Here is a 23120-nt window from a genome sequence, read left to right as displayed (position 1 = left end):
TTTTTAGCGCACTGCCCACGCTCGACCTATCTAAACCTCCTCATTAAAGTCACCAAACAAGGAAATCTAGGATTCGCCCACAACCATAAGCTAGCTCTTTAACAACGCCCATGCAAAGGAAATACAATCTAACAGGTATAAAAATTTCGCTTTTAACATATAAAATTGCGTTAAATCACTGGAATTATGTCACGCCCACCAAGCTAAAATAACCCACCATTCCAAACAGTGACCCTCATGCACTTTTCTATCAGCTACAAACTTAATGGCCAACCTAAAGAGTTCAGAATTAGACTTGACCACATGGATGATCAAATAGCACTATTTTGGGCCTGCTGCGACGCAGGAATCGAGAGGATCCCCAAAAGCTTCAGAGTGAAGAGCAGGCCCATAAGCATTCACACAGCTGCGCGCAATGGCCTCACCGAAGTCACGTGGTCATAGCCCCTCCTTTACATCTGTAAACCGTCTTAAACGGGGTTTCATGATAAACTTGCTGATAATATCTCGTAAAAAGTTGCATATCTGAAAAACCCCATTGTGCAGCAACTGTTTGCCATGGAAGCAATACATCGTGAGAGATAAGATCTGATCTTACCCTCGCGAGTCGAATCATGCGCAGATACCTCATCGGCGTAGTTTCTTTATATTTCTTAAATCCTATCTGTAGATTCCTAATACTAGAATGTGCGTTGATAGAAATATCAGCTAAAAGTATAGGTTCCGCAGCATGCGCGTACATATAATCAATAGCCCTTGATATATGCCGAGGAAGATTATTTTTAGTATTACATTCAATTATTGACCCTTGATTACTGGGAACAGTTTCAAGAACCGAAGTGAGTAAAGCCTGTTTGAGATATGAGCCTGAGAGCGGGGAGCAATCTCCACCTATAAAATTAAACCCAGACTTTATCGCACCTGCTATGCAGTTAATATAATTCCACGCCTGAGAGTTTTTTGGCAACACAGGCTCGAAATCAATCCTTTTCAGCACAGGATAACCACGTAGTGCGGAAAACTCTTTGTGAATCAATTTAGCATCAATAACTATCGTATCAGTTGACGTACCTGGATTAAATTGCCCTTGTACTAACCGAGAACTGTCAATAATACACATTTGTTGCAGAGCTTTGACCCTCCCTAACTTATTCATCTCCCAAGCTGAGAGCCCTGCATAGGTGAATGAAATAAAATAAACATCAGTCGCAACCTGCTTTTCGAATCCCCAACCTGAAATGCTACTGGTAGTACATAGCTGCACATCCCCAAGCGAGTAGGTTGTTTTTTTGTAGTCAAACTTTCTAGCGCTTTCGAAAGTTAACGCCGGGGCCAGCCCGCAATTATTATAATAATCTTGAAGACTTTTCTCGTCTTTTATATGAACTGAAGAAATCAAGTTTTTAACCATAAAACCCTCTACCCCACTGCTTTCACTGCCCCCCTTGGCCTCTGTTGTTTAATCCTTTTTAAGATGTGGAGCATAGCCTAAAACCACACTCTCCACGTGCCTATAAGCTATGAAACGCCGAAACACATCACAAAAACGAAAAAAAGATGGACCCCACTTGCACTCACCAAATAAAAAAATACAATCCTGATCAAACTAAACAACCATTGGATAACTATCAATGACTTACAACGCCTACCTTACCAACGTCGACCTTTGCATTCGCGAATTGAAATTGTTATTACACGCGATCAACACGCATTTAGCAGCGCTCGAGAACCATATAAAAAGTCAGGATCAAAAAATTGCTAAAATAATGAAAACCTCCAAAAAAAAGTACAACGGCTCAGCCATACAAAAAATCATCACACGATTCGAAGTGGCAGAGGCAATGGATTTTCACAACCTAAGCGTATTTCATACAAAACAGATGATTTTGAAGATACTCGAGGAAATGCTGCTTTTAATCATTACACTAGAGTCCACCTACCAAGATCACGAAACAAAACTCCTTCTACGTAAAAAATCTAAAAACCACTATCCATCTTCATCACATGAAATATTAAAAATTAAGCGCCTAGTTCGACAAAAAATCATTCAATGTCGATCCATTAAATAACATGCATTTAAACTACTTCTCAACGTTAACGGACACAAAAGAACTTTCAACGTATCTTTGCAGACGTTTTAATTCTAAAACACACCCACTCATCGTAGTGATAAAATAATCTATGCCTGCCTCATCTTGCACCGGTTTGTAGTCTCTAAGCGTTCGCTTACCACTCTCCAGACTATCAACTGCATGTAAAATAAGGATTTGCAAGTTGCGCTTAAGTGCATCGTGCAAATGCCCCACTGCCCCCGTCAAATCGCCAGCATCTCTACGGGCGATTCGTTCGACTAAATTGCTGACATCCTCATGACAACCGCCCCCCTTTCTCATCGCATTTTCAGATATCAAAATCGAACTATCGCTTATTTGAACAGAAGCTCTTACAATCGCATAAACCTCTCTCGTCAAATTCAAAATAGTCTCTTCAAAAACCTTAACAACTTCTAAGTACTCTTCTCTCATCACTCATACCTAATTAAAATTAGCGAACAATTAGGCATCACAATAAACCTGCCAGAAAAATTGTCTATGGAGACTCAAAAAAGGTTTCGCTTTTCACCTAATATTTCGTTTTTTTATGATCAAGATGTTCCCAGAGTCACTACTCACTTTAGGTATCCGCTCAGTTACACTTTACCGTCCAAAGCTGATGAAAATTGGTTGTAAAGCTCTTACTCATCATTTCCCTACGCATTCCCCAATCAGGATCAGAAGGCACGTTCGCGGTGCGAAGTGTGCCACTCCCCCACCTCTGATTGATTTCGTCCAAGACACCCATCACTTTTTCAGCCACTTGTGGCTGGCAGGGTGCAAAAAGGTCATCGGTATACTCGCCAGGCTGCCGCAAATCCATCAGCAGAACTTCGGCCTTGCTGTAGTTGAAGCCAGGTCGGAATATCCGGTTAACTGCCTCAGTGGCTGCTCTCGTCATCAGGCGCACGTCGTTCGTTGGGTAGGGCAACTCAACCAATGCGCCATTGGCATACTTCTCTTCATCGGGGTTGAACATGCCGGTGCGAATGCTGATGCGAATCTTCTTACACAACGAGTTCTGCGCCCGCAGCTTCTCGGCTGCGCGCTGTACATAGGTAGCCACTGCCTCTTTTATAGGCTCGATGGTTGTTAGGCGCTTGCCAAACATCCGGCTGGAGCAGATCTCCTGCTTCGGCGGCTCCTCTTCGCCCAGCTTTAGGCAACTGATTCCGGATAGCTCACGGACGGTCTTCTCAATGACCACACTGAATTTCTTGCCGAGCATGGTAGGGTCGGCCTTGGCCAAGTCCATCGCCGTTAGGATATTCATTGCTTCCAGATGAGCTTTCATCTTGCGGCCGACACCCCAAACATCTGATACGGCCGTGTTGCGCAGCACCCAGTCACGCTTGAACGGGTCACAGATATCCACCACCCCACCTGTATTGGCCTGCAACCGCTTGGCTGTGTGGTTGGCCAGCTTTGCCAAGGTTTTGGTGGGGCCTATGCCTACGCCGACCGGAATGCCAGTTGATTGATGCACCGCAGCACGGATCGTTCGACCAAACGCTGTAAGGTCGCCGGGCATGCCGGAGAGATCAGCAAATGCTTCGTCGATGCTGTACACCTCAACGGCAGGCACCATCGATTCAATGACCGTCATGACCCTTTCACTCATGTCGCCATAAAGCGCGTAGTTGCTGCTGAATGCTTGGACGCCGTGCTGGCGTAGCAGGTCCTTTATCTGAAAATAAGGAGCGCCCATCTTCACGAACGGCTTGGCGTCGTAACTGCGGGCAATGACGCAACCATCATTGTTGCTCAGCACGACAATGGGCGTCTTCGCCAAGTCCGGCCTGAACACCCGCTCGCAGCTTGCGTAAAAGCTGTTGCAGTCGATAAGCGCAAAAACCCGCTTATGCTGGGAGGAGGTCATGATCGCGCACGCTGTTTGTGACGACACCCCAGATGGCCAGCTCGTCGCCTTCCAGTATGTAGCGCGGCGGATAGCTCTTGTTTTCGGACATAAGAATGATGTCGTTACCCGACTTATGCAGCCGCTTGCACACCGGCTCACCGTTCACCGCCGCGACGACAATGTGGCCATGCCTGGCATTTTTTGAGCGGTCCACCACAATCAAGTCGCCACAGAACATCCCCGCACCCTGCATGCTGTCACCCTCAATCCGCGCCAGGTAAACGTGCGGCGCACGGACGTTGCACATCTCGTCCAGCGACAGGTGTTTTTCAATGTGATCCGCAGCCGGAGACGGGAACCCGGCCGGGATTTTGAATGAATAAAGGGGGAGCTTGATGCCGCCCCCCATCAGCGGGCCGAGGATTATGACATTCATGACGCGAGCCTTCGGGTGATTAACTGTATGAATATACAGTTAACGATTTCGTCCACGCGCGGTCAATCTCATATGTAGGACATTTCGACGGGTGACATCATGTGCGGACGCTACTCGATCTACGAACCCATGGGCCACTACCTGAAGGAACTGGGCTCAAAGCAGATCGTAATCAATGGCTACGACGAGTGGCCCCTTGAGCGCTACAACGTCGCGCCGAGCACTCGTGTTGAGGTCATTCGGGGTTTGGAAGAAGGTCTGAGCGTGGACAAGGTCCGCTGGGGATGGTCGCCATTCTGGGCAAAGGGGAAAAGGCCTGACCCGATCAATGCAAGAGTCGAGACAGTAACGACCGGAAAATTCTTCAAACAGCTTTGGCCGAACGGCCGCGTGCTTGTGCCAGCAAATGGATGGTTTGAGTGGGTCAAGGATCCTGACGACCCGAAGAAGAAGCAGCCCTACTTCATCAGGCTCAAAAGCAAAGCACCGATGTTCTACGGCGGACTGGCTCAGGTGACGCCCGGAGTGGAGCCGCGCGAGGGGGATGGCTTTGTGATCATCACTGCCGCCAGCGATCAGGGCATGGTCGACATTCACGACCGGCGACCGCTTGTGCTGACCCCGGAGCATGCCAACGAGTGGCTTGACCCCACCATAACTCCGTCGCGAGCGGAGGAAATTGCAAAGGAGTTGTGCCAACCCACGGAAGAGTTTGAATGGTTTCCCGTAGGTAAGGCAGTGGGAAACGTCAGAAATCAGGGGCCAGAACTGATCGAGCCGGCCCCATCAACTGAGGTACCACATGACAAAGGCGACTGAGGAGATCCACACGAGGGTAAGCAGAAATGAAAGACCTGCGAGTTGCTTATCCATTCGTTACCCAATGTGAGATTGAAAGACTGCAATACAAGCTAAAGGGCAACTTTAGTTCAATGAGGACAACGCGCTACCGCTCAACACGGCGGCACGTGCTCCTATTAGAACAGGCTGCCCAATGCTGCCGGCTCCCAATTCATGATGACCAACTCTCCGCTGACTTCCGCTTTCCCCTGCCGCTGATTGGCGGTGCTATATCGAATATCAATCATCTCGAAGTGAAACCCATCAAAGACGCTCCGGATCTCAGGATGATCGTTGATGCTGACCATCACCTTGCCCTTACAACGGCGCATAAAATCGGCCATCCGCTCGTAGTTCTCAAAGGGAAAGTCCACGCCATAGCCAGCCGTCTGCCAGTAAGGCGGATCCATGTAGTGGAAAGTGTGGTCACGGTCGTAGCGCTCTGCGCACTCTAGCCAACCCAGGTTTTCGACATAGGTGCCGGAAAGGCGCTGCCAAGCTGCAGATAGATTTTCCTCGATCCGCAACAGATTGATGGCCGGGCCTGTTGTCGCAGTACCAAACGTCTGCCCCGTCACTTTGCCAGCAAAGGCATGGTGCTGCAGGTAGAAAAACCGAGCCGCGCGCTGTATGTCAGTGAGGGTTTCAGGGCGGGTCATCTTCTGCCACTCGAACACCTGGCGCGAACTGAGCGCCCACTTGAACTGGCGAACAAATTCTTCCAGGTGGTTCTGCACCACGCGGTACAGCGTCACCAGGTCACCGTTGATGTCGTTGAGGACTTCAACCGGCGCGGCCTGGGGACGCATGAAGTAGAGCGCGGCACCGCCGGCGAAGACTTCAACGTAACATTCGTGGGGTGGGAAGAGCGGGATAAGGCGATCGGCCAGGCGGCGCTTGCCGCCCATCCAAGGGATTATGGGGGTGGACATAAAAGCAAGACCTTTGCTGTATGAATAAACAGTGCTAGGCTCATTTCGCTTTGTGCACAAAGCAGGAGCCTTGGCTGGACTTGCAGGGGAACTCTGCGGGAAAGGTGGCCGTGCTGGATGTTGACGCATCTTACCCGGCCGCTCCTTTTACTTCGATTTAGAAACTTCTTTTGCGTAGGCCTGGCAGGCCTGCAGGGCGATCAATCCTCGGTCGCCGGCATCGGTGATGCCGATAATTCGTTGAGCATGCGCTGGGTCAAGTTGGGCTCGACGGGCTGCATGAACCACGCCGACGGTGCCGGGGGTGGCAGACACGTTGCAACCACTGGCTGGGTCCTTGGCGTCGAGAAGGACTGACAGCCGTACATCAGCAGTAGCAAGACGGTCACGCAATAGAGCCTGATTACGTTTGGCATCGGACAGTTCTCGGGTGCGCAGTTGATCGGAGACGGCGAGTTGTTGCTCTGTGGCCAGGCGCTTGTCCTGCTCGGTCTGCTGCTGGCGCAGTGCGGCCTGAGTCAGATTGTTTAGATCGTCAGCCTGCAGCGCGGCCTGGCTCGCAAGCTTTCCCGTGTAACGCCACGCTTGCACCTGCCAGGCCGCGCCGAACGCAATGATCATCGCGATCAGCAAGACTGCCAGTTTCTGTGGTGTGGTCAGCATTACTCATCCTCCCAATCGGGTAGGTCGACGGTCTGCCCCGCCAGATGGTGAGTGCAGTCCTCAAGAAACTGAATGCGCCCACCGGTCACGAACGAATGGCAAACCCTCGGGCCGTCCGACCAGGTGTATCGGACCAGAATGCTCGGCGTGAACGTCGGCGCCTCTACATTGCCATTCCACCCCCAACGTGGCCCGGGGCCATTTCCATGCGATACACCATGGGCGATGTCACAGCCAGGGCACGAGAAATACAGACGATCCTCCTCGGCTTGGGCCAGGCAGCGGGACACTTTCCGTAATGCCGTCATGACCGCACTCCACCCGCCAAGCGGTATTGCTGGATCAAGTCGTCAAGCCGATGTTCACGCTGGCCATACCCCGCACCAGGCAGGCTTGCCCAAATATTCCGGCACTTTGCGATTGCGGTTTGGACCCGGCCGGCATGCACGTCCGGTAGCGCGCGGCATTCGCGGATGTGCTGCAGAGCTAGCAGGTCCTGGCTGATAGGGCTGAAGTCAGGCAGGGCCAACAGCGTTCGGTAATACGGCCAGTCCTTGAGCATCTGCTGGTAACGGCCCGAGGCATTTGAGGTCAGGCCCTTGCTGTTGATGACCTTCGAGCGGCGTCCCTTTGCGAAGGGGTGATCACTGAAATCCGTGAATATCTCAGGTTTCCTGTCGATGCCCGTCACGATGACGTCATAGCCATCCTGGGTAGTGGCCGGCGATGTGCTGGTCCCCTCGGACCAAGCGAGCATGTCGAGGAAGGCCAACGCATTGCGGCTGCCCGCTTGGATAGCTGTAAGTCGTGCCATTGTCTTTTCTCCAGGCGAAAAAAAGCCCGCATAGCGGCGGGCATGGAGGTGTTCGACTCAATTTATGGAAAGGTCGACGGCGCCGTGAAAGTGTCACCAGCAAACCGGCCACCTGCCGCGAAAGCGGCATCCCATAACGCCTTGTCGAGGGCGTCGACGTCAGCGTAGGTTCGCCCTGACACGGTCAGATCCTCGCAGTAGCCGCGATAGAAAATGTCCGAGGGGCATTGATTGGTCAGCGCGGAACCAGATCCGCCGTTTCCGAAAATAATACTCCCGGCCGCTGCCGCCACCGTATCACCGCTACCAGCGGACGCTCGCATCGAGGAGTACCGATTGGCCACGGCGTTGGCACCGCCGACGACGTTGTAAAGCCCGGAAGCCTTGCCTGTGTTTCCGGCGCCACTCATGTACCCCAGGAAGTTACCGCCGCTACCGATCTCCATGTAACGATGCCCCGTAGAGAGCGCAGCGCGTGTGCGATGAGCCCATACCGAGAAATAGAACAGGTGGGTCTTGTTAGCGATGATGTAGTCGCGAATCGCAGCTGCGACATTGATCTGTGAGCCATGACCGCTCACCGTGTTGTTAACCTGGCTGTAAATGGCGTGCAGGCCCTTCTTGGGCGTCCGCTCGAACAGAGCGTCAGCTGCGACCGCATTACTGCTGAACACCCCCGCCAAGCTGCTCTCAGTACCCGCGCCGAGCACCGCTGCCGCTTCGGCGTAAGCGATGTTGGGAATGGAGGCTCCAGCTGCCGGCACTCCGCTCACACCACCCAAGCTATGCCCCAAGTCGAACAAATACAGCGACCCTGCACTCAGCAACGCATCGGAGCGCAGAATGGGCAACGTCGTATCGGTGAAGGTGATGCCATCCAGTACGGTTTTTTGTCCGGCCATTACCAGGACCTCCGGTTAATTTCGTAGGCGATGCGACGAGCGATATGCCCGTTGCTGATCGTGGTGTTGTGAATGATGTCCAGCCGAAGCGAACGCGGAACCACGCCCTTAGCAACGTCGTCGAGATCGTCGGCGCTGCCGTCGTTGAACTGCATCAACCACTCGCGGATCTTGATCACGCGATCGCCGTACTCGGTGGTGGCCCAATCTTCCAGCGCGACACAGTTGTTGTAGGTAGCGGTACCAATACCCTCCCCCGTCGACGTGCCCGGTGTCGGGTTGCCGCCAAGCGGCGGCGTGATGATCAGGTAGCGCTTTTCAACAGTTTTCTGCATACCGACCATGGCTCGAATGTCGGCCTTGATCTGCTCGATGTTGTCGAGGTTGTTTCGACCCATCCAGATAATCTCTGTGTAGAACCCGTCACCGGGCACGTCGGGTACAAACGGCGACTTGGGCGCGCTGTATCGGGCGTCTCCGGCGGTATCCCGAGCAAACGTGTAAACGTCAGACGAGTCCCCTGTCTCACTGTGCGTGCACGTCAGCGTTCCATGGATGCCGCCCAAGGTACCTGGCAACGTGTAGGTGCCGGAATTGGTCGCGGGCGTGGACAGCAATAAGGTGCTCAACGCCGTGACCGTCACCGAACCCGAGGCCGGGATCTGGTTGTCCGTGACGGTCACTAGTGCGGTACCAGCGCCGAAACGTGCGGCGATCTGGCGAGACGTCTGCCCGCCAATACCGCCATTCACAATGGTCCGCGCACTGATCAGTGGCGCCAGTTGCTCGCGCCAGGTGACCTGACTGCTGTTGGCTGTCAGGGAATCTCCCACACAGAGCAGATCGTGCACCGGCTTGAGGTATTCAATCCCTGTCACATCGGGAATATGAATATCAAAATTACCCACCGTTTTGCCGGCTGTGGTGATGCCCAGCGCAATGCGGCCAACCGCATCAACAACGGCCCAGACATAGCCGGACTCTGGGCTCAGTTGAACGGCAATGAAGCCCGACAGATCGGCCCCCAGCGCTTTGCGAGGTACGGCACCGGTGCCGAGCAAGAATTTCCCGGTAACGGTACCGTCCACTCGAAGAGCCAGACCAATCCGGCCCAAGGTATCGATCACTGCCCACGCGTATCCCGACTGAGGGTCCAACGCCTTGGCGATGAATCCGTCGAGGTCGAGCTTCAGCGTGCTGCGATCGACGGTGCCGTCGCGCAGCATGAACTTACCCACGAGTGAACCATCCACCCGGCACCCCAACGCCATGCGTCCAACCGAGTCGACCAGCGCCCAGGTGTAACCGGACTCTACGGCCAGTCGAACAAACCGTAGCTCCAAGCCGTTAAACGTGCCGCTCTCAACTGCCGAGGTGCGCACGTCTATCTCTGCGATGTAACCCACAGACGGGTCATCGGAGACGTGCCTGGCCTCCGTGGCACTGACCCGCACATACAGACTGCGCGATATATCTGGCGAGGTGGGTTCGACGTAAAAAGACTGGCCGTCGACCGTCGCCAGAAGACCTGCAGCGACAGTGGCATGCACTTTTCCATCGACCATATCGCGGTTGAGACGATCAATTTCCGCATTGATCATATCCACCGGATCACTGGTACCGATGCCCTGCAGCAGCGGCGCTCGGTACCCCGCGTAGCCGATCTGAATATCGATGCGGGCCGCCGTGGTGTAGAAGAACACCCGTGCACTGGCATCGGCATGCATGGGGTTGGCCAGGACAACGGCCGCCGCTGCATCGGAAAACAGCGGCGCCAACGTCTCACTCCCAGAGACAAGCACACTCACCGTTGCTCCAGGCAATAGCACGCCGTCTTCAGCCCTTGCGGCAAAGAATTGAATAGGTTGCATGATGAGTCTCTATCAGGTGTTGAAGGTGATCGCCGGGGCGAAGTTGAGTTGACTGCGTACACTGCTCCAGGTGTCGTACGCTGCAGCGCAGAGGTAATACGTGGTGTCTGGCGTCAGTCCCGTGATCTGCCCGGTGCGTGATACGCCTTGATAGCCGACCGTTCCTGCAGTTGCCGGATCAAAGTCCTCCTCTGTCGAATACACAAACACATAGCCCGCCGTGTCTGCAGCTGCACTGGCCGCGCAACTGACATCCGCGGTGGTGGTGCCAGTGACCGAGGCGGCGGTTCCCGTAACGGGCGCCGGCGCCGTATTGGTGACCAACAACGACACCAACTGTGCCTGGCCTGCAGCGTTGCGCTCGATGACCTCCACCCGATAGCTGCGAATGAGCGCACCATCCACCAGCGCATCTTCACGTTGGTACGTGAATGCCGTGCTGGTGGTCGCCACCTCTCGCAGGAGGGCATTACTGCCCGCGTGACGAACACGTACCAAGCGATCCTCGGCACGAGCTCCGGCCACCCAGCTGACGGTGAAGTACGGCGCCTCGAAGGCACCCACCAGGGCGAGGTTTTGCGCGGTATCAGGCGCTACACGAGCCGGCGACAACGTGACGCTGTAGGCAGTGACATCCGCCAGATCCTCAAGCGCTCGACCAAACACGTTAAATGAGCGGAACTTGACCCAGACAGTCTTGCCGACTTGGTCGGACGTGTAGCTGTACTTCCAGACCGCATCATCCAACCGCACAAAGGGTGAACCGGCCGAGTGACTGGAGATGGCCGTGCTCAGACGTCCGCGTCTCAGATAACTCAGCTCATAGCCTCCGACGCCCGTGAGCACCGCGTCTCGGTAACTCAGCAGCTCACCGGCCACCCAACACAGCGTGGCGCCACTGTCCGCCTCTGCAGTAGTGGCGGCAGCCAGCTCCGTCGCCGCTGCCAGTTGCACTGACAAGGTGTTGACCGTATCGGGGTCGCTTCCAGCGGCCAGAGTCGTTGTCAGTTGCCCCATGCGCGCCCTGCCGTAAATCGTCTCCGCTAACCGGTAGCTGTCACCATCAGCGCTGATCCAGATCTCACAACCTCCCCAGGCTTCACCCACACCGGCAACACCGCCCCAGATCTGCAATGTGCCGGCGGGCAGCAGGCTCTCGGGCGGGTTGAACATGATGGGCGCCAGGACAGGACCAGGCGCGACGTTCTGATTGCCCTGATAACCGTTCTTACTCTGTACTGGATAATTCGGGGCACTGCCGACACCCAGCAACGCATCCTCGGCCACGATCGCCAACTTACCCAGCTCGTCCTCCTCGACCGAAATCAACCGGACCAGGCGTTGATGCAGGTTCAAGCCAGGCTCAGTGATCGTCACCAGGTCCATGGGTTCGAGGAGCACATGCTGCCAGCCGAGGGAGAACTCGTATTCATTGCGCACATACAGCTTGCGCTGCACCAACAACTGCGCCGCATGGGCGCCGATGGCGATATTGCAGATCTCGTACGCTTTGATGGTGTCCATCGGCTTGGAGCCAAACTGCTCAATGGCAGCCTGATCAGGCGCACGCACCACGTCCGTGTTGTACTCATGGTCGCGGTCGAGGATCTCCAGCGACACTTCGTTGTAGCTGTCGGCCTGGCTCTTGATCTTGAGCGAGACCGGAGGCTCACCATCCTCAGAAAGAAAATCGTCATCGGTCAGATCCGCCACTGGCGTGATGTTCGGAAACCACGTCACGCCGTTACCGGTGACGGCCTGGTCGCCGTAGGGGATCACCTTGAGTTGACCAGCAGACCACACCATCTCGCTGTTGGTCAGTTGCAACCAGCGCGCGATCGCTTCATTCGCCGGCGACTGCTCGTCGAGCACTGGGCTCAGCAGTAAGTTTTCCGCCAAGCAATAGTTGCGGTAGTTCGACATATCCGCTACCCATGCCGGGGTAAAACCGATACCGTCCAATGGATCGAGCAAAAGCCCGGGCAGGAAATCGCCCGGGTTGGCATCCGGCAGCCCGGGCACCTGATAACGCCCGTCCACCTCGAAGGTATGATTCTGGACGCCGGCATTATCGTTGAGCAGGTACCTGCTGGAAAACACGTAGGCCGTATCGGAATAGGCAATGGCCTCAGCCGGGTGACGAGTCTGAAGAAAACCCCACACGGTCTGATCATGAGTGCCATTGGCATAGTTCAAGCCAATCTGCGCCAGTGACGAAAACACCTCTTTGTCACGAAATACGCGGTGAATCGCACCCAGCGGCCCACGCCCGACGGCCAAAATGATGGCCGCGTAGTAGGTGTAGGTTGTGTCTTTTTGGGTGGCCCCGCCGCCGCCTTTACCCCCCGACTTTTTCGTCGTGGTTTTTGCGACCGCTTCAAAGTCACTGTAATAAATGAGGTTAGGGCTGATGCGATTGCGGCCGGCGATCCAGGCGATCGGCTTGCCACTCGCACTGCTCTGGATCTGCAGAGCGTTGATGCGCGTTGCACTGTTGGAAATAGTACTACTGCTGCCCCCCATCGCTGACTCCATATCGGTTAAGTGTGTAATAACGCACGGTGTGGCTGGAGAGCCGCTCCTCACGCCTATCTGCAAACTCGACGCCGATGTCCCGATAGGCATGAATGATGCGATGCTCATCGACCACCACCGCGCCGTGGCTGAAGGTCCGGCCGAATTTCCAGACCGCGACATCGCCACGCTGTGGGACGTCGATATGCCGGCCGTACAACTCCAGCCAACCCAGGTAGCGTTCCTCGCTGCGGTGCAGGTGCCAGTCCTGGGCATACGCCCCGGGATCGATCGAGGGAATCAACCCGGCGGCGTGATACACCTCAATCAGCAACCAGGCGCAATCGACGCCGACGCCGAGCAGGTGCTGCCGGTGCTGGTACGGCGTGCGCAACCAGAGCTCAGCCTGCGCGACCACGGCATCACGCTGCAGCACTTCGAACGGGCTCATACCGATGTCTCCGCGACGGGGATGAACGGCATCCCCCGGTACCGCGCTCGGTTGCCAAACTTGTTGGTGCAGGCATCCAGCGTCCGTGGGCAACCCGGGTAAATCAGAAACTGATCACCTGCCACTGGCACGCCTGGCAGCCCCAGGATCATCGTCACGGCGCCATCGGCAGTGAATCGGCGTACGGTTCTTGTCACACCTGCATTGGCACCGTTCACAAAACGAATCACGCCCTGGTCGAACCAGCCCTGGGTGGCGGGCACATTGGAGTTCACACGCAGGGCCGTGCTGCCGCCCTGGACCACACCCACGGTTTCAAATAGGGCACGGTTCACCCCGCAATCGGCGCTGTACACCGTGCGCAGGCACGAGGGCTGATAAACGCCCCGGGGCACCTTGGTATCCAGCAGCTCGATCGGCGACTTTACTGTCACCGTCGCCTGCTCGCGATCGGCAGGATCCACCTCGGCGACACGCCCGATAAAACGTGTGACCGTGCCCACCACGGGCGACCGCCAGTCCGCCATAAACGCTCGGACAAGATTCAAAGTGGCCCCGTCAAAACCGCCGCCGGCAATGAATGGCAGCAGTGGCTCACCGAACACGGTGTCGTCCATGCCGGCGGTAAAGGTCACGTTCAACGTGTCGACCTCAATCCCGCGCACCGCACGTACGCCGGTGCGCTTGATCAGAGGCCCGCTGGCCGAGTAGTTCTGTCCGGCGTAGAAGATCTGCAAACCCGCATCGGTGTAACGCAGCACCTGGCCGCTGGCCAGGGCAATCGTGTACAGATCCGCCATGACGAAACTGCGCGCCGTGGCCAGAAAGGCTTTCAGTTCAGGTGTGGCATCAATCATGGTTTGATACTCGTGAACGCGATGTTTTTGAGCTCCCAGATCGCGCGATAAGGCTGAGCCCCGTCGAGCGAATCGGCCTCGAAAGCACAGCGAAAATAAAACGCCCCACTCCACACCAGCGCCGCGTCAATCGGAGGGGCCACCGTAAAGGTGATGCGCCCCAGCTGATCCACAGTGAAGGCTGAAGTAGGGGCACCACTGACAGTGACGACGTCCACATTGACGACCCCGTACACCGGCTCCACCCAGTGACCGATCTCCCGGGAAAGCTGGAATGTTCGCGTGGTGCCGTCCCCGGTGCCGAAGCGCTGAAGCGTTACCAGGTGATCACTGCGGTCAAAGAACAGAAACTCGCCGAATTGCCCTTTGCGCTGATTAAAGAACTCAATCAGCCTCGACCACTCATCCAACCCAGGGCGCTTGCGCACGGCGTTGTAACTCAGCTGGAAAGACCACAGCGGCGCCGGGTAGTACGCCGTTGTCCGGCGTCGACCACTGGCAGCTTTCTGCACTCCGGTACTCCACTCAGGTGCTTTTTTTGAAAGCAGGGTTTGCCCGGGCAGACGCGGCAGAACTCCTTCCGCCGCCGCGCCCATATCGGGGTAACTGGCGATCCAGCGCGCCGGCCAAAAAGGTCCTAACGACATCTCGCCCCCCTAAGTTTTGATGGCGCCGTTGCGCCGCATTTTTTGCATTTCCTCAGCCAACACCCGGGCACCACGGCGAATATCAGCGGGCGACATCCGGCCGCTGCTGTCGTGGTAGTGATAGCTGTTGCCAGAACCGCCTAACTGCCCTTCCCCATTAGCTGCCTGGCGAATGACATTGGCGTATTGCTTAGGCAGCACCATTTCCTGCTCGTGGAGTTGTGTCATGGGGTTGGTACCGGCAGGGATGTCATAGCCGCCCTCAGCCGAAGCAACGTTTTTCACCAGGCCAAATACGAACGCACCGGCGGCGACTGCCGCCGCCGCGCCCAGGACAGGGCCAATGATCGGAATGGCCGACATGGCTGCAAAGGCACCGGCCATGGCCTGCCAGGCGCTGGCAATGATGTTTTTGATCGTGGCTGCGCCCCAGATCGCTACGGACATGGCCGCACCGCCTGCCTCTGCAGCCGTTCGAGCGCCTACACCCACTACCGTCGCGCCGGTTTTAGCCGTCTCACCGAACATCCAGGCCATCAACGGCTTGGTGACCATGTTCTCAACGAACGCGGTGCCGATGCTGGTGAAGATCCCGCGCAACAGGCCCTGGGTGCTCATGGTGCCGCTGATGATGCCGGTAAGCCCGCTCGACCAACTGGTACGCAAACTGTCGACCATGCCCGTCCAGTTGCTTTGCGACTCGAATGTTTGCTGCCTGCCAATCACCGCCATGCTGTTGCGGTGCGTTTGCTCCAGCGCCAGGATCTGCTGCTGGACCTGCTGCAGCGCGACCGGGTTGCGGTCAGGATCCTGCTCCAGCAGCGCCTTACGCTCGGCCAATGCCTGAGCTTCGATCGCATACCGCTGCTTTTCGAACTCGGCCTGGGCCTGCAGCAACTGGCCTTGGGTGATCAGGTTGGCTTGCAGATCCAGCTGGGCCATCTGCTCGGCATGTGCAACATCGGTAAGCCGCGCCTGCTGATCGGCAGCCAGCTGCTGCTGTTTCATGTTGGTGATTTGCTGCTGCTTTTCGCGCTCGACAGCGACCACCTCTGCCGCAGCCTTGCGGTATTCCTGGCTGTCCTGGCCGTAGAGTTGCCGGCTGCGCTCTAATGTCTGCTGAGCGATCTGCAGACGCGCGTCCATATTGTTGCGGTACTGCTGCGCCTGGGCCTGCAGATCGGCAAAGGCTTGGCCTTCGTCCTGCCGGCGCAACGCATTCAGTGACGCCAGGTAATTGCGCTGAACGCTCAAACGTTCGGCCGCGCTCAAATCCGTGCGCTTGAGAATGCCCTGCCAGTACTGCATTTCCTGCTGCTGGGAGAACTGCAGGAAGGTGCCCTGTTCGGCCTGCTGCTGTGCGTGAGCGACCTTCTGCGCGTCCAATGCTTCTGCCCACTCACTGACCCGTGACGTGGCCTTCGTCGGCGCACTTACCGGGTCATCCGCTTTTTTAGGGGAAGTTGTGGACTCAACTATTTTTTTCCGATGCTCGACGGCTGCAGCGTATGCCTGCTCTAGCTTGGTCAACCGGGCGACTTCAACGCCGTAAGCGGTCGGACTTGTCCTGCCCTGCTGTGGTGCTTTGGTCAGGGCTGTATCGCCGGTCGCGGCCATCTCCGCCACTTTTCGTCGCTGCTCTTCAATGCGAGCGGAACGGGACCGCATACCCGCGTCGACTTCTTCCAGCTTATTGGAAACCAACTGCATGTTTTCCAGCAGCAGGCGCTCTTCGACCAGCGTGGCTTCCAGTTGGGCCTTGCCACCCCCACCGCGCGGTCCGGCAATGACGGTCCCTAACATCGCTTCGTAGCGCGCGACGTTCGCCGCCACCTCATCAACGGTAAGGCCTACACCGGTCATACCTTTCAATAGGTTGTTGAACCAACTGGCGGTTTCAGACAGACGCTTATTCAGGCTGATGAAGACAGGCTCAAGAATGGTACCGATGGTGACCTGCAGCTGGTTACTTTTGGAGTCGAGCTCGGCCTGGCTGCCGGTCAATCCATCGGCCGCTTTGGCGGCGTTGCCGACCTGAGCCTCTGTCTCTTTCATGATGCCGTTGTATTCGGCCGTGATCTTTTGCGAGTCCGACAACTTGTCACGACTGCTGCCGATGCTCTTGGCGTACTCGTCCCACATTTTGGCGACGTTTTTCGTAACACCGGCGTTATCCACCAGCACCGAGTTTTCGTTTTTCAAGCCCTCGGTGGCCGACACCACAGCTTCCGACATGCTGAGATTGGCCTGCCGATTGAACGCTGCAGCGTCTTTTAGACGGTTGATCACCGCCACCGCCTGGTCAACGTTGTAGCCACGGCTGAGCAGGTTTTGCAGTGCTTTGGCTGCGTCACCGACGCTGAGCAAGCCGTCAGAGGCGAGCTTGTTGGCCTCATCCATGGCCCGGCCAATACCGACACCGGCGTGATTGGCAACCGCTTCCAGGCCACGATAAGCAGCCTCCTGTTGGATCGCCGCGTCCTTGCTATCGCTAACGATCTGGCCCAGCTTGAAAGCGCCCAGGCCAAACACACCCGCGATGCCAGCCGCCACACCACCGAGGCCCGAACGCATGATGGTGCTGACGCCGGAGAACGCCTCATTCACCGCCGGACCAAAACGAGCGAGACGGGTTTGACTACCCACCATCTCGGTATTGATCGCCCTCAGCTCGCGACTAAATGTCGTCCGGGCATCACGCATGTTCCGTTCAATGCTTTCAACTGCACGGTCGAACCCCTGGGTTCCGGCCGTGAACTGATATGCGATATTTCTATCCATGGCGGAACCTCAATTGCATAGAATAAAAAACACCTAAGCAGTCCCGACAAATGCATCCAGGCCACTGCGCAAATGCTCTGGTAAATCGTCCCGAAGATCTGCGGCCATCGCTGCCAGATCGCGCGCCAGATCGGGAGCATCAGTGACGTCCTGAGGCGCCTTGTAACCCATATAACCCGCAACTAGGACATGAACAGGCGGATGGTTACGCCAGTAGTCGGTCATATGGCCGACCATGACCATGTCCCAATCACGCCGAAGCGTGACCGGGCTTTGGCCGGTGCTAGCGATCAGGTGAGCGTAGAGTTGGCCCCAGTCGAAGGGGCCAGTGCTTCCCCCGGCGCCGACTCTGTGACCTCCAGGCCCGAGGCACTCATAACAGCATCCAACGCATCACGCATGTTGCGAAGATCCAGCAGCGAGGCCACTTCTGCGCGCTCGATGTCGGGGTAGTTACGACGCAATGCCGCATGCGTGGCATCGATCACCGTTGCGATACTGTCCCGGTCCATGTTGCCGGCCATCACCGCGTTGATCCGCTCCAGCAGTTGCTCCAGATCCCCCAGCGCCAAGGGTGGAATCACGAGTGTTCGACCAGGAAACGGGAACGAAACACCGGGAACATTCACGACCGTCATTCGTTGGCACTCCAGTAGCACACCTCACCGAACTCATCCGCATAGCCGGTGAATTCAAAGTCAGGGATGGTGTAATCGTCCTGCTTGGTAGCGATCCCCAGCTTATTGCTGACAAAGTTCGGCACGCGCACGTACACAGTCTTGCCCTTGTATTTCAGGACAAGCTCGCCCTGGAATACCGGCATGTCACCCATGGGCAGGTTTTTCACCGACAGGCTTTTACCCGTCGTAACGGTGTAGCGGTAATCAATGAACACCGACTTGGCGACGTCTGCAGCGGCAAATGCATATTCCCCCGTTGCAGCATCAAAGGTGTACTGCCCCGCGATCGGCGCGCTCAGTACCCGTACGTAAGGGATCGCACCGGCGCCCCGTACCCCAAGATCACCCGAGAGCGTCCCGCCCGCTGGAGGCTCCACGGTGATGGTGGCCCCTGCCGGCACCACTGTGGGCTCCGTGGAGTGATGAACTAACACCTGACCGGTGGTCAGGGTCTGCCCGAAAACCAATTGATTCCACTGCAGCAGGCTGATCTGGGCGGACTTGGCCTTGCCCGTCAGCTTGCCCTGGCCCCGTGCCGCGTCGACAGCAAACTGCTCGCTGCCGAACAATTCCTTGGAATCAAACGACAGGTCCACCGATGCTTCTTGCATGATGCCCAGCAGGATGGGGGTCGGCGCGGAAATGGCATTGCCATAGGCGTCCATCAGCGGAGTCGCGTAAAACAACCCGCTGCCGAATGCGATTTGCATAATGTGTTCCTCAGTAAAAGGTAGGTCCGGCCGTCAGGTCGCCGGTGTTGCACAGGTAGGTGAAGCGGTAACGCACCATGCAGTTGCCGGCGGTGTTGTCGCCTTCGTCCTCGATCCAGTCGATATAGAAGCGCTGCACCCGATCGGCTTCCTCAAAGGCGTCCTCTGCCATCAGGACCGCATGCACGGCAACCTTGACCACGTCAGCCACCTGATCCCAGGCAGCACCTGTGACCGTGTCCTCTCGGGCGATGATTTCCACCGTCAGCTCGAACTGGTTGCGATCCAATGCAGCGCTTTCGCGCTCACAGGTTTCAAGGTCAGGGCGCAGCACGATCGCCGGCGTCATGTCCCGTCTGATCGCCTCAGTGCGACTCCGATACACCCGGTCTGCCGCCAACGTACCGGCGGCCAGAATCAGCGCCTGCGCCTTTGCGACGATGCGTTCTTGAATCGAGGGCATGAGGGTTAAACCTTGGTGAGGGAGGCCAGGCTAAAGGCGCCGTCATCGATCATCCGGCGGTCACGGACGCGAAAGTTCACGCCGCCGACGGTGATCAGTTTGGGATTGTCGATGCCCAAGCGCTCGGCCTCGGCGGTGATGACCAGGATCTCGTAACCGGTCGACTGGCTGTTGGTGCCGCCCATGCCGTGGATTTCGTCCGGCATATCCCGCGCGGCCAGAAACGGCTGACCATCTACCATCCCGCCAACGTCGAAGTCCTCAAGGAAGCCCCTGAGATCTTCATCAAGCATCAGGGCTCACCTTGACGGGCTTGCGTCCGCCCTCAGCTGCAGCGGAAGGTGCCGGCACAGGCTCGACCACCAGCACTTCCAACTGGTGGCGAAAGCGTTGGGCCACGTCATCAGGCAACTCGATCACGCCCCCTGCCCCGGTCAGTTTGTCATCTGGCCCGCGAAATGAGCCGGATAGCACCGTGTAGGATTTATTCGGCATTACGCTCTCCTGCGACCTTGTCCAGTTTCGTCAACCGCTGCCCCAACGCCTTGTCCGGCTCGCCGGGGATCACAATCACTTCCCCGGCTTTGAACTGAACGGGCGACACGATGGTGTAGCGACCCTTCTTGTTTTCGACCGGCTCCAGGTTATGCGCACGCGCACTGGCCTGGGCCGCATTCAGGATCAGTTCCCCCCCATAAAGGGTGATCGTCTGTTCCACGCGGTATTTCGGCATATCAATGCCCTCAGTGAGGTGTTAGGCCGAAAGGCTTACGCCACCAGTTGGTTAAGAACGGCGTACTGCCAGCGCCCAAAACCCACGTTGCGCCAGGTGTCGACGCCGTATTGATGGGCATCGTTGTCGAACTCAAATTCCGAGCCTTCGGCCTTGGCTTTCATGGCCACGTCGGTTTCCTGCTGACGGATGAACGCTTTCAAACGACCGTCTGTGCGGAAGGTCACGAACTTGTCGACCCAGGCGTTGAGGCGCACGTTACCCACCACGCGGACAACCACGTTGTCCGGCATGACGATCTCGCTGATGTTGGTACCGCGCGGCACGCTGAGCGCAGTCTGCGCAACGCTCAGCAGGTTGAACGGCACCATCACCAGAAACTCACGTGCCAGTTCGTTGATGGGTTCGCCCTGGTCATCCTTGAAGCTGGTCAACTGGGTGACGGATCGAGCAACAGCCTGCTGAAACTCCTCAACGCTCGGCCGACTGGGCGTCCCGTGAAGTGTCGCTGGCAGTTCGGAAATGTCGGTGGTGATCTTGTTGGACTGCACGCCGCTCTGGCCTTCTTCGTGGTCGGTATCGAAGAAGTACTGGCCGTCGTAGCAGGTCTGGCTTTCACCGTTGAGCAGCAGCACCGATAGCAGTCGTGCCCAGTGCGCGTTGGTGCGGTCGGCCAGTTCGCCCAGGCGGATGCGCAACTGTCCGGTTTTATCGCGGCGCAGCTCAGTGACCAGCACTTCGAGGGTGGCCTCAAAGTGCAGGTTTTCGATTTCGAGATCAGCGCTGATAAAGCCCTTGGCGTGGCGACCGCCAATCCACTCACGCAAGGTCGGCACCATGCCGATCCACGGATAGGTTTCTTTGGCCTGGTCGGAGTCGAACAGGTTGGACACGGCGTCGATCCAGTTCGACCCCACATTCTGCTCGAGCAGTTCGTAAAACATGCCGATGATGGCACGGCTGGAAAGTACTTCAGCACCCATGGGTGATTCTCCTGAAGAAGGATACGGTCAAAAAAACAGTCTGAAAACGGGTTGAGTGTTGCGTTAGGCCGCTACGGGGATGGCCTGGGCGGTGAACTTGACGATGCCGATGCCGGTACGCACGAACCGGTGAACATGCCCGATCAGGCTGTTACCGGCGGCGGTGAGCAGAAACGTGCCGCTGTCGCTGGCATACACCGGCTTACCGATGTCGGTGATAGCCAGCGCAGTGACAGGCAATTCAACTTTGCCCTTTTCGCGAAGACGCACGCGCACTGCTGCAGCGGCGCCAGTTCGATTGTCGACGCCGCGATCGGCGAAGCCCACGAACAGGTCCCCTGCCGCCAGGGGACGTGCGAGTCCGTTGGCCGCAACAATGCCAACCGCCGAGCCTTCGAAAATCTGCACGCCGGCCGCAACCGACAAATCGTTAATGTCCCCGATCTCGTAAGCGCGGGGGGTATCGAGTGTAAGAGGCATAGGATTCTCCAAAGCCATGGGTGGAAAGGGGTTACCCGGTACTTACTTTTTCAGGACCTTGACCAGACCTCGCTCCGTGGCCTTGCGATAGCCGTGATAGGCCTCGAAGGTGCCAAACTCGGCGCGCAGCTCCTTGTCGCTGTCCCAAGTCGCCTTGGCACGCTCCTCCAGCGGCGCCTCTGGATCCTCCTTCACAGCCTCAGGGGCTGCCGGTGGCGTCAGTGCATTGGGCACCGGCGCAGGCGCCTGGGCACGAATGTCGGCCAGGGCACCGGCACGTTTGGTTTTTTCGGCGCCGATAACCTGCGCTGCCGCTTCGGCACCGCTGGTTTTGCCGTCGAACTTGAGCGTGGCAATCAGCTCTTCGTGTCCGGGCAGTGCGGCGGCTTCCACCGCCTGGATGCGTTCGCACTCAGCGCGAGCACCGGCAGCGACACCAGCGGCATGCGCGTCATGTTCCAGGCTGGCCAGCAGCTCGGCATGATTCGCCGCCAGGTATTCGCGGTTGATAACGGGTTTTTCTGCAGTTGGAGCGGGTGCGTTACTGTTGCTAGTAGTGGACATAGGTCTTTCTCCAGAAGAACTGCTGTTGAACTCAGCGATGAGTTGTTCAAGGGTGGATTCACGGTCTGCCATGCCCAATGCCACGGCATCGGAGCCAATCCGCATATCGCCCTGGCCGAAGTCGGCCAAAACGGTTTCAACACTGAGGCCACGGTAATTGGCGACGTCCTCGACAAAGATGTCAGTCAGCCGGTCGACATGAGCCTGGGCCACAGCACGTCCTGATTCAGTGCTGAAGTCAGGGCGTTTTTTCGGGCTCTGGCTGCTGACGATCTCAAAACTGCCGTCGTCGTCGCTTTTGCGCACCGTCAGCACCGTGCCGATGGAGCCCACGGCGCCAGTGCGGCTCATGACGATTTCATGGGCTGCTGCAGCCATCCAGTAGCCAGCGCTGGCCGCGTTACCGGACACATACGCAACCACCCGCTTGGGCGAGGCGCGGATCATCTGGCCGAATTCAGCGATGCCACTGGCAATACCACCGGGGGTGTCCATCACCAGAATGATGGTGTCGGTGCGCGGATCGTCGACGGCGGTAGTGAACTCCCTGGCCAGCACATCCAGCGACGTCGCACCGGACAGCGCCGTAAACAAGTTGGCGTAGCGGAACACCGGGCCGGTGACGGGCAGCAATGCCACATTGCCGCGCTGGGTCACCGCGCGGCTGTTCTGCAAGGGTTTGCCCTGCCTGGCCTCCAAGGCTTCCGGGCCTTCATGCTCCCGGCGGGCGATGGCGGTGATGGTCTGCAGCATGTCCGGGGTAATGGCCCAGGGCTCGCGTGATACCAGGTCGAACGCCGTCACCCGGTGCACGGGAGGTGCATCGGTTGGGTTGTCGCTCATAG

The 23120-nt window shown here is 57.0% G+C and carries 28 protein-coding genes; 3 read left to right on the top strand and 25 right to left on the bottom strand.

Features of this window, described 5'->3' with window-relative positions; all coding sequences use genetic code 11:
- The first annotated feature begins 237 nt into the window (after positions 1 to 237).
- The gene (locus tag J1N02_RS21540; protein ID WP_421147726.1) at positions 238 to 444 is read left to right on the top strand and encodes a DUF6555 family protein; all 207 of its coding nucleotides are present in this window, start codon (positions 238 to 240) and stop codon (positions 442 to 444) included.
- Here J1N02_RS21540 and J1N02_RS21535 read toward each other — a convergent pair.
- Positions 431 to 1411 (bottom strand): helix-turn-helix transcriptional regulator, encoded by a 981-nt coding sequence (locus tag J1N02_RS21535; protein WP_421147725.1) that lies wholly within the window; start codon positions 1409 to 1411, stop codon positions 431 to 433. The genes J1N02_RS21540 and J1N02_RS21535 overlap by 14 nt on opposite strands.
- A 220-nt stretch (positions 1412 to 1631) precedes the next feature.
- Here J1N02_RS21535 and J1N02_RS21530 point away from each other — a divergent pair, with 220 nt between their 5' ends.
- Positions 1632 to 2069, top strand: a complete 438-nt coding sequence (locus J1N02_RS21530; RefSeq protein ID WP_421147724.1) for a hypothetical protein — start codon at positions 1632 to 1634, stop codon at positions 2067 to 2069.
- A gap of 12 nt (positions 2070 to 2081) precedes the next feature.
- On the opposite strand, the gene J1N02_RS21525 is transcribed toward J1N02_RS21530, so the two are convergent.
- From J1N02_RS21525 to J1N02_RS21515, 3 genes are all read right to left on the bottom strand, one after another.
- Complete coding sequence (locus J1N02_RS21525; protein ID WP_421147723.1) at positions 2082 to 2525, bottom strand: hypothetical protein; 444 nt, start codon at positions 2523 to 2525, stop codon at positions 2082 to 2084.
- Between the two features lie 160 nt (positions 2526 to 2685).
- A complete protein-coding gene (locus tag J1N02_RS21520) occupies positions 2686 to 3972 on the bottom strand; it encodes a Y-family DNA polymerase (protein WP_421147722.1) in 1287 nt (428 codons plus the stop codon).
- On the bottom strand, positions 3953 to 4390 hold the full coding sequence (locus J1N02_RS21515; protein WP_421147721.1) for a LexA family protein: 438 nt from the start codon (positions 4388 to 4390) through the stop codon (positions 3953 to 3955). The genes J1N02_RS21520 and J1N02_RS21515 overlap by 20 nt, the downstream gene beginning before the upstream one ends.
- Positions 4391 to 4489: 99 nt before the next feature.
- Here J1N02_RS21515 and J1N02_RS21510 point away from each other — a divergent pair, with 99 nt between their 5' ends.
- Positions 4490 to 5209 carry an SOS response-associated peptidase gene (locus J1N02_RS21510; RefSeq protein WP_421147720.1) on the top strand — a complete coding sequence of 240 codons (720 nt, stop codon included), beginning with the start codon at positions 4490 to 4492 and terminating at the stop codon, positions 5207 to 5209.
- A gap of 158 nt (positions 5210 to 5367) precedes the next feature.
- Here the strand turns inward: J1N02_RS21510 and J1N02_RS21505 are convergent, their stop codons facing one another.
- The 21 genes from J1N02_RS21505 to J1N02_RS21405 form a co-directional block, all read right to left on the bottom strand.
- Complete coding sequence (locus tag J1N02_RS21505; RefSeq protein ID WP_421147719.1) at positions 5368 to 6162, bottom strand: DNA adenine methylase; 795 nt, start codon at positions 6160 to 6162, stop codon at positions 5368 to 5370.
- A gap of 147 nt (positions 6163 to 6309) precedes the next feature.
- Positions 6310 to 6822, bottom strand: coding sequence for a lysis protein (locus tag J1N02_RS21500; protein WP_421147767.1), 513 nt, complete (start codon positions 6820 to 6822; stop codon positions 6310 to 6312).
- Positions 6823 to 6824: 2 nt separating this feature from the next.
- Positions 6825 to 7133 (bottom strand): DUF6527 family protein, encoded by a 309-nt coding sequence (locus J1N02_RS21495; protein ID WP_421147718.1) that lies wholly within the window; start codon positions 7131 to 7133, stop codon positions 6825 to 6827.
- Entirely contained in the window at positions 7130 to 7639 is a 510-nt protein-coding gene (locus J1N02_RS21490; protein WP_421147717.1) for a glycoside hydrolase family 104 protein, read from the bottom strand. The genes J1N02_RS21495 and J1N02_RS21490 overlap by 4 nt, the downstream gene beginning before the upstream one ends.
- Before the next feature lie 62 nt (positions 7640 to 7701).
- Positions 7702 to 8541 carry a hypothetical protein gene (locus J1N02_RS21485; RefSeq protein WP_146476241.1) on the bottom strand — a complete coding sequence of 280 codons (840 nt, stop codon included), beginning with the start codon at positions 8539 to 8541 and terminating at the stop codon, positions 7702 to 7704.
- Positions 8541 to 10412: a hypothetical protein gene (locus J1N02_RS21480; RefSeq protein WP_421147716.1), complete on the bottom strand. Its 1872-nt coding sequence runs from the start codon at positions 10410 to 10412 to the stop codon at positions 8541 to 8543. The genes J1N02_RS21485 and J1N02_RS21480 overlap by 1 nt, the downstream gene beginning before the upstream one ends.
- A gap of 12 nt (positions 10413 to 10424) precedes the next feature.
- On the bottom strand, positions 10425 to 12935 hold the full coding sequence (locus J1N02_RS21475) for a phage tail protein (protein ID WP_421147715.1): 2511 nt from the start codon (positions 12933 to 12935) through the stop codon (positions 10425 to 10427).
- A complete protein-coding gene (locus J1N02_RS21470) occupies positions 12919 to 13377 on the bottom strand; it encodes a hypothetical protein (protein WP_421147714.1) in 459 nt (152 codons plus the stop codon). Before J1N02_RS21470 ends, J1N02_RS21475 begins: the two co-directional genes overlap by 17 nt.
- Complete coding sequence (locus J1N02_RS21465) at positions 13374 to 14234, bottom strand: DUF2163 domain-containing protein (RefSeq protein ID WP_421147713.1); 861 nt, start codon at positions 14232 to 14234, stop codon at positions 13374 to 13376. The genes J1N02_RS21470 and J1N02_RS21465 overlap by 4 nt, the downstream gene beginning before the upstream one ends.
- Positions 14231 to 14881 carry a DUF2460 domain-containing protein gene (locus J1N02_RS21460; RefSeq protein WP_421147712.1) on the bottom strand — a complete coding sequence of 217 codons (651 nt, stop codon included), beginning with the start codon at positions 14879 to 14881 and terminating at the stop codon, positions 14231 to 14233. The genes J1N02_RS21465 and J1N02_RS21460 overlap by 4 nt, the downstream gene beginning before the upstream one ends.
- 9 nt (positions 14882 to 14890) lie before the next feature.
- Entirely contained in the window at positions 14891 to 17662 is a 2772-nt protein-coding gene (locus J1N02_RS21455) for a hypothetical protein (RefSeq protein ID WP_421147711.1), read from the bottom strand.
- Between the two features lie 33 nt (positions 17663 to 17695).
- The gene (locus J1N02_RS21450; RefSeq protein ID WP_421147710.1) at positions 17696 to 17887 is read right to left on the bottom strand and encodes a hypothetical protein; all 192 of its coding nucleotides are present in this window, start codon (positions 17885 to 17887) and stop codon (positions 17696 to 17698) included.
- Positions 17888 to 17952: 65 nt separating this feature from the next.
- Positions 17953 to 18300, bottom strand: a complete 348-nt coding sequence (locus tag J1N02_RS21445) for a hypothetical protein (RefSeq protein WP_421147709.1) — start codon at positions 18298 to 18300, stop codon at positions 17953 to 17955.
- Entirely contained in the window at positions 18297 to 19052 is a 756-nt protein-coding gene (locus tag J1N02_RS21440) for a hypothetical protein (RefSeq protein ID WP_421147708.1), read from the bottom strand. The genes J1N02_RS21445 and J1N02_RS21440 overlap by 4 nt, the downstream gene beginning before the upstream one ends.
- A 10-nt stretch (positions 19053 to 19062) precedes the next feature.
- Positions 19063 to 19515, bottom strand: coding sequence for a hypothetical protein (locus tag J1N02_RS21435; RefSeq protein ID WP_421147707.1), 453 nt, complete (start codon positions 19513 to 19515; stop codon positions 19063 to 19065).
- Positions 19516 to 19520: 5 nt separating this feature from the next.
- Entirely contained in the window at positions 19521 to 19808 is a 288-nt protein-coding gene (locus J1N02_RS21430; protein WP_092484750.1) for a hypothetical protein, read from the bottom strand.
- On the bottom strand, positions 19801 to 20010 hold the full coding sequence (locus tag J1N02_RS21425) for a hypothetical protein (protein ID WP_421147706.1): 210 nt from the start codon (positions 20008 to 20010) through the stop codon (positions 19801 to 19803). The genes J1N02_RS21430 and J1N02_RS21425 overlap by 8 nt, the downstream gene beginning before the upstream one ends.
- On the bottom strand, positions 20000 to 20248 hold the full coding sequence (locus J1N02_RS21420; protein WP_092484756.1) for a hypothetical protein: 249 nt from the start codon (positions 20246 to 20248) through the stop codon (positions 20000 to 20002). The genes J1N02_RS21425 and J1N02_RS21420 overlap by 11 nt, the downstream gene beginning before the upstream one ends.
- A gap of 35 nt (positions 20249 to 20283) precedes the next feature.
- The gene (locus tag J1N02_RS21415; RefSeq protein WP_065927361.1) at positions 20284 to 21231 is read right to left on the bottom strand and encodes a Mu-like prophage major head subunit gpT family protein; all 948 of its coding nucleotides are present in this window, start codon (positions 21229 to 21231) and stop codon (positions 20284 to 20286) included.
- 63 nt (positions 21232 to 21294) lie between these two features.
- Complete coding sequence (locus J1N02_RS21410; protein ID WP_421147705.1) at positions 21295 to 21711, bottom strand: hypothetical protein; 417 nt, start codon at positions 21709 to 21711, stop codon at positions 21295 to 21297.
- 42 nt (positions 21712 to 21753) lie between these two features.
- A complete protein-coding gene (locus tag J1N02_RS21405; protein WP_421147704.1) occupies positions 21754 to 23118 on the bottom strand; it encodes a S49 family peptidase in 1365 nt (454 codons plus the stop codon).
- Positions 23119 to 23120 lie beyond the last annotated feature (2 nt).

The sequence above is a fragment of the Pseudomonas sp. NFX5 genome, assembly GCF_049132125.1.
Classification (GTDB): Bacteria; Pseudomonadota; Gammaproteobacteria; order Pseudomonadales; family Pseudomonadaceae; genus Aquipseudomonas; species Aquipseudomonas marginalis.
Note: the sequence above shows the minus strand (reverse complement) of the source record. Positions and strands in the feature narration are given on the sequence as shown.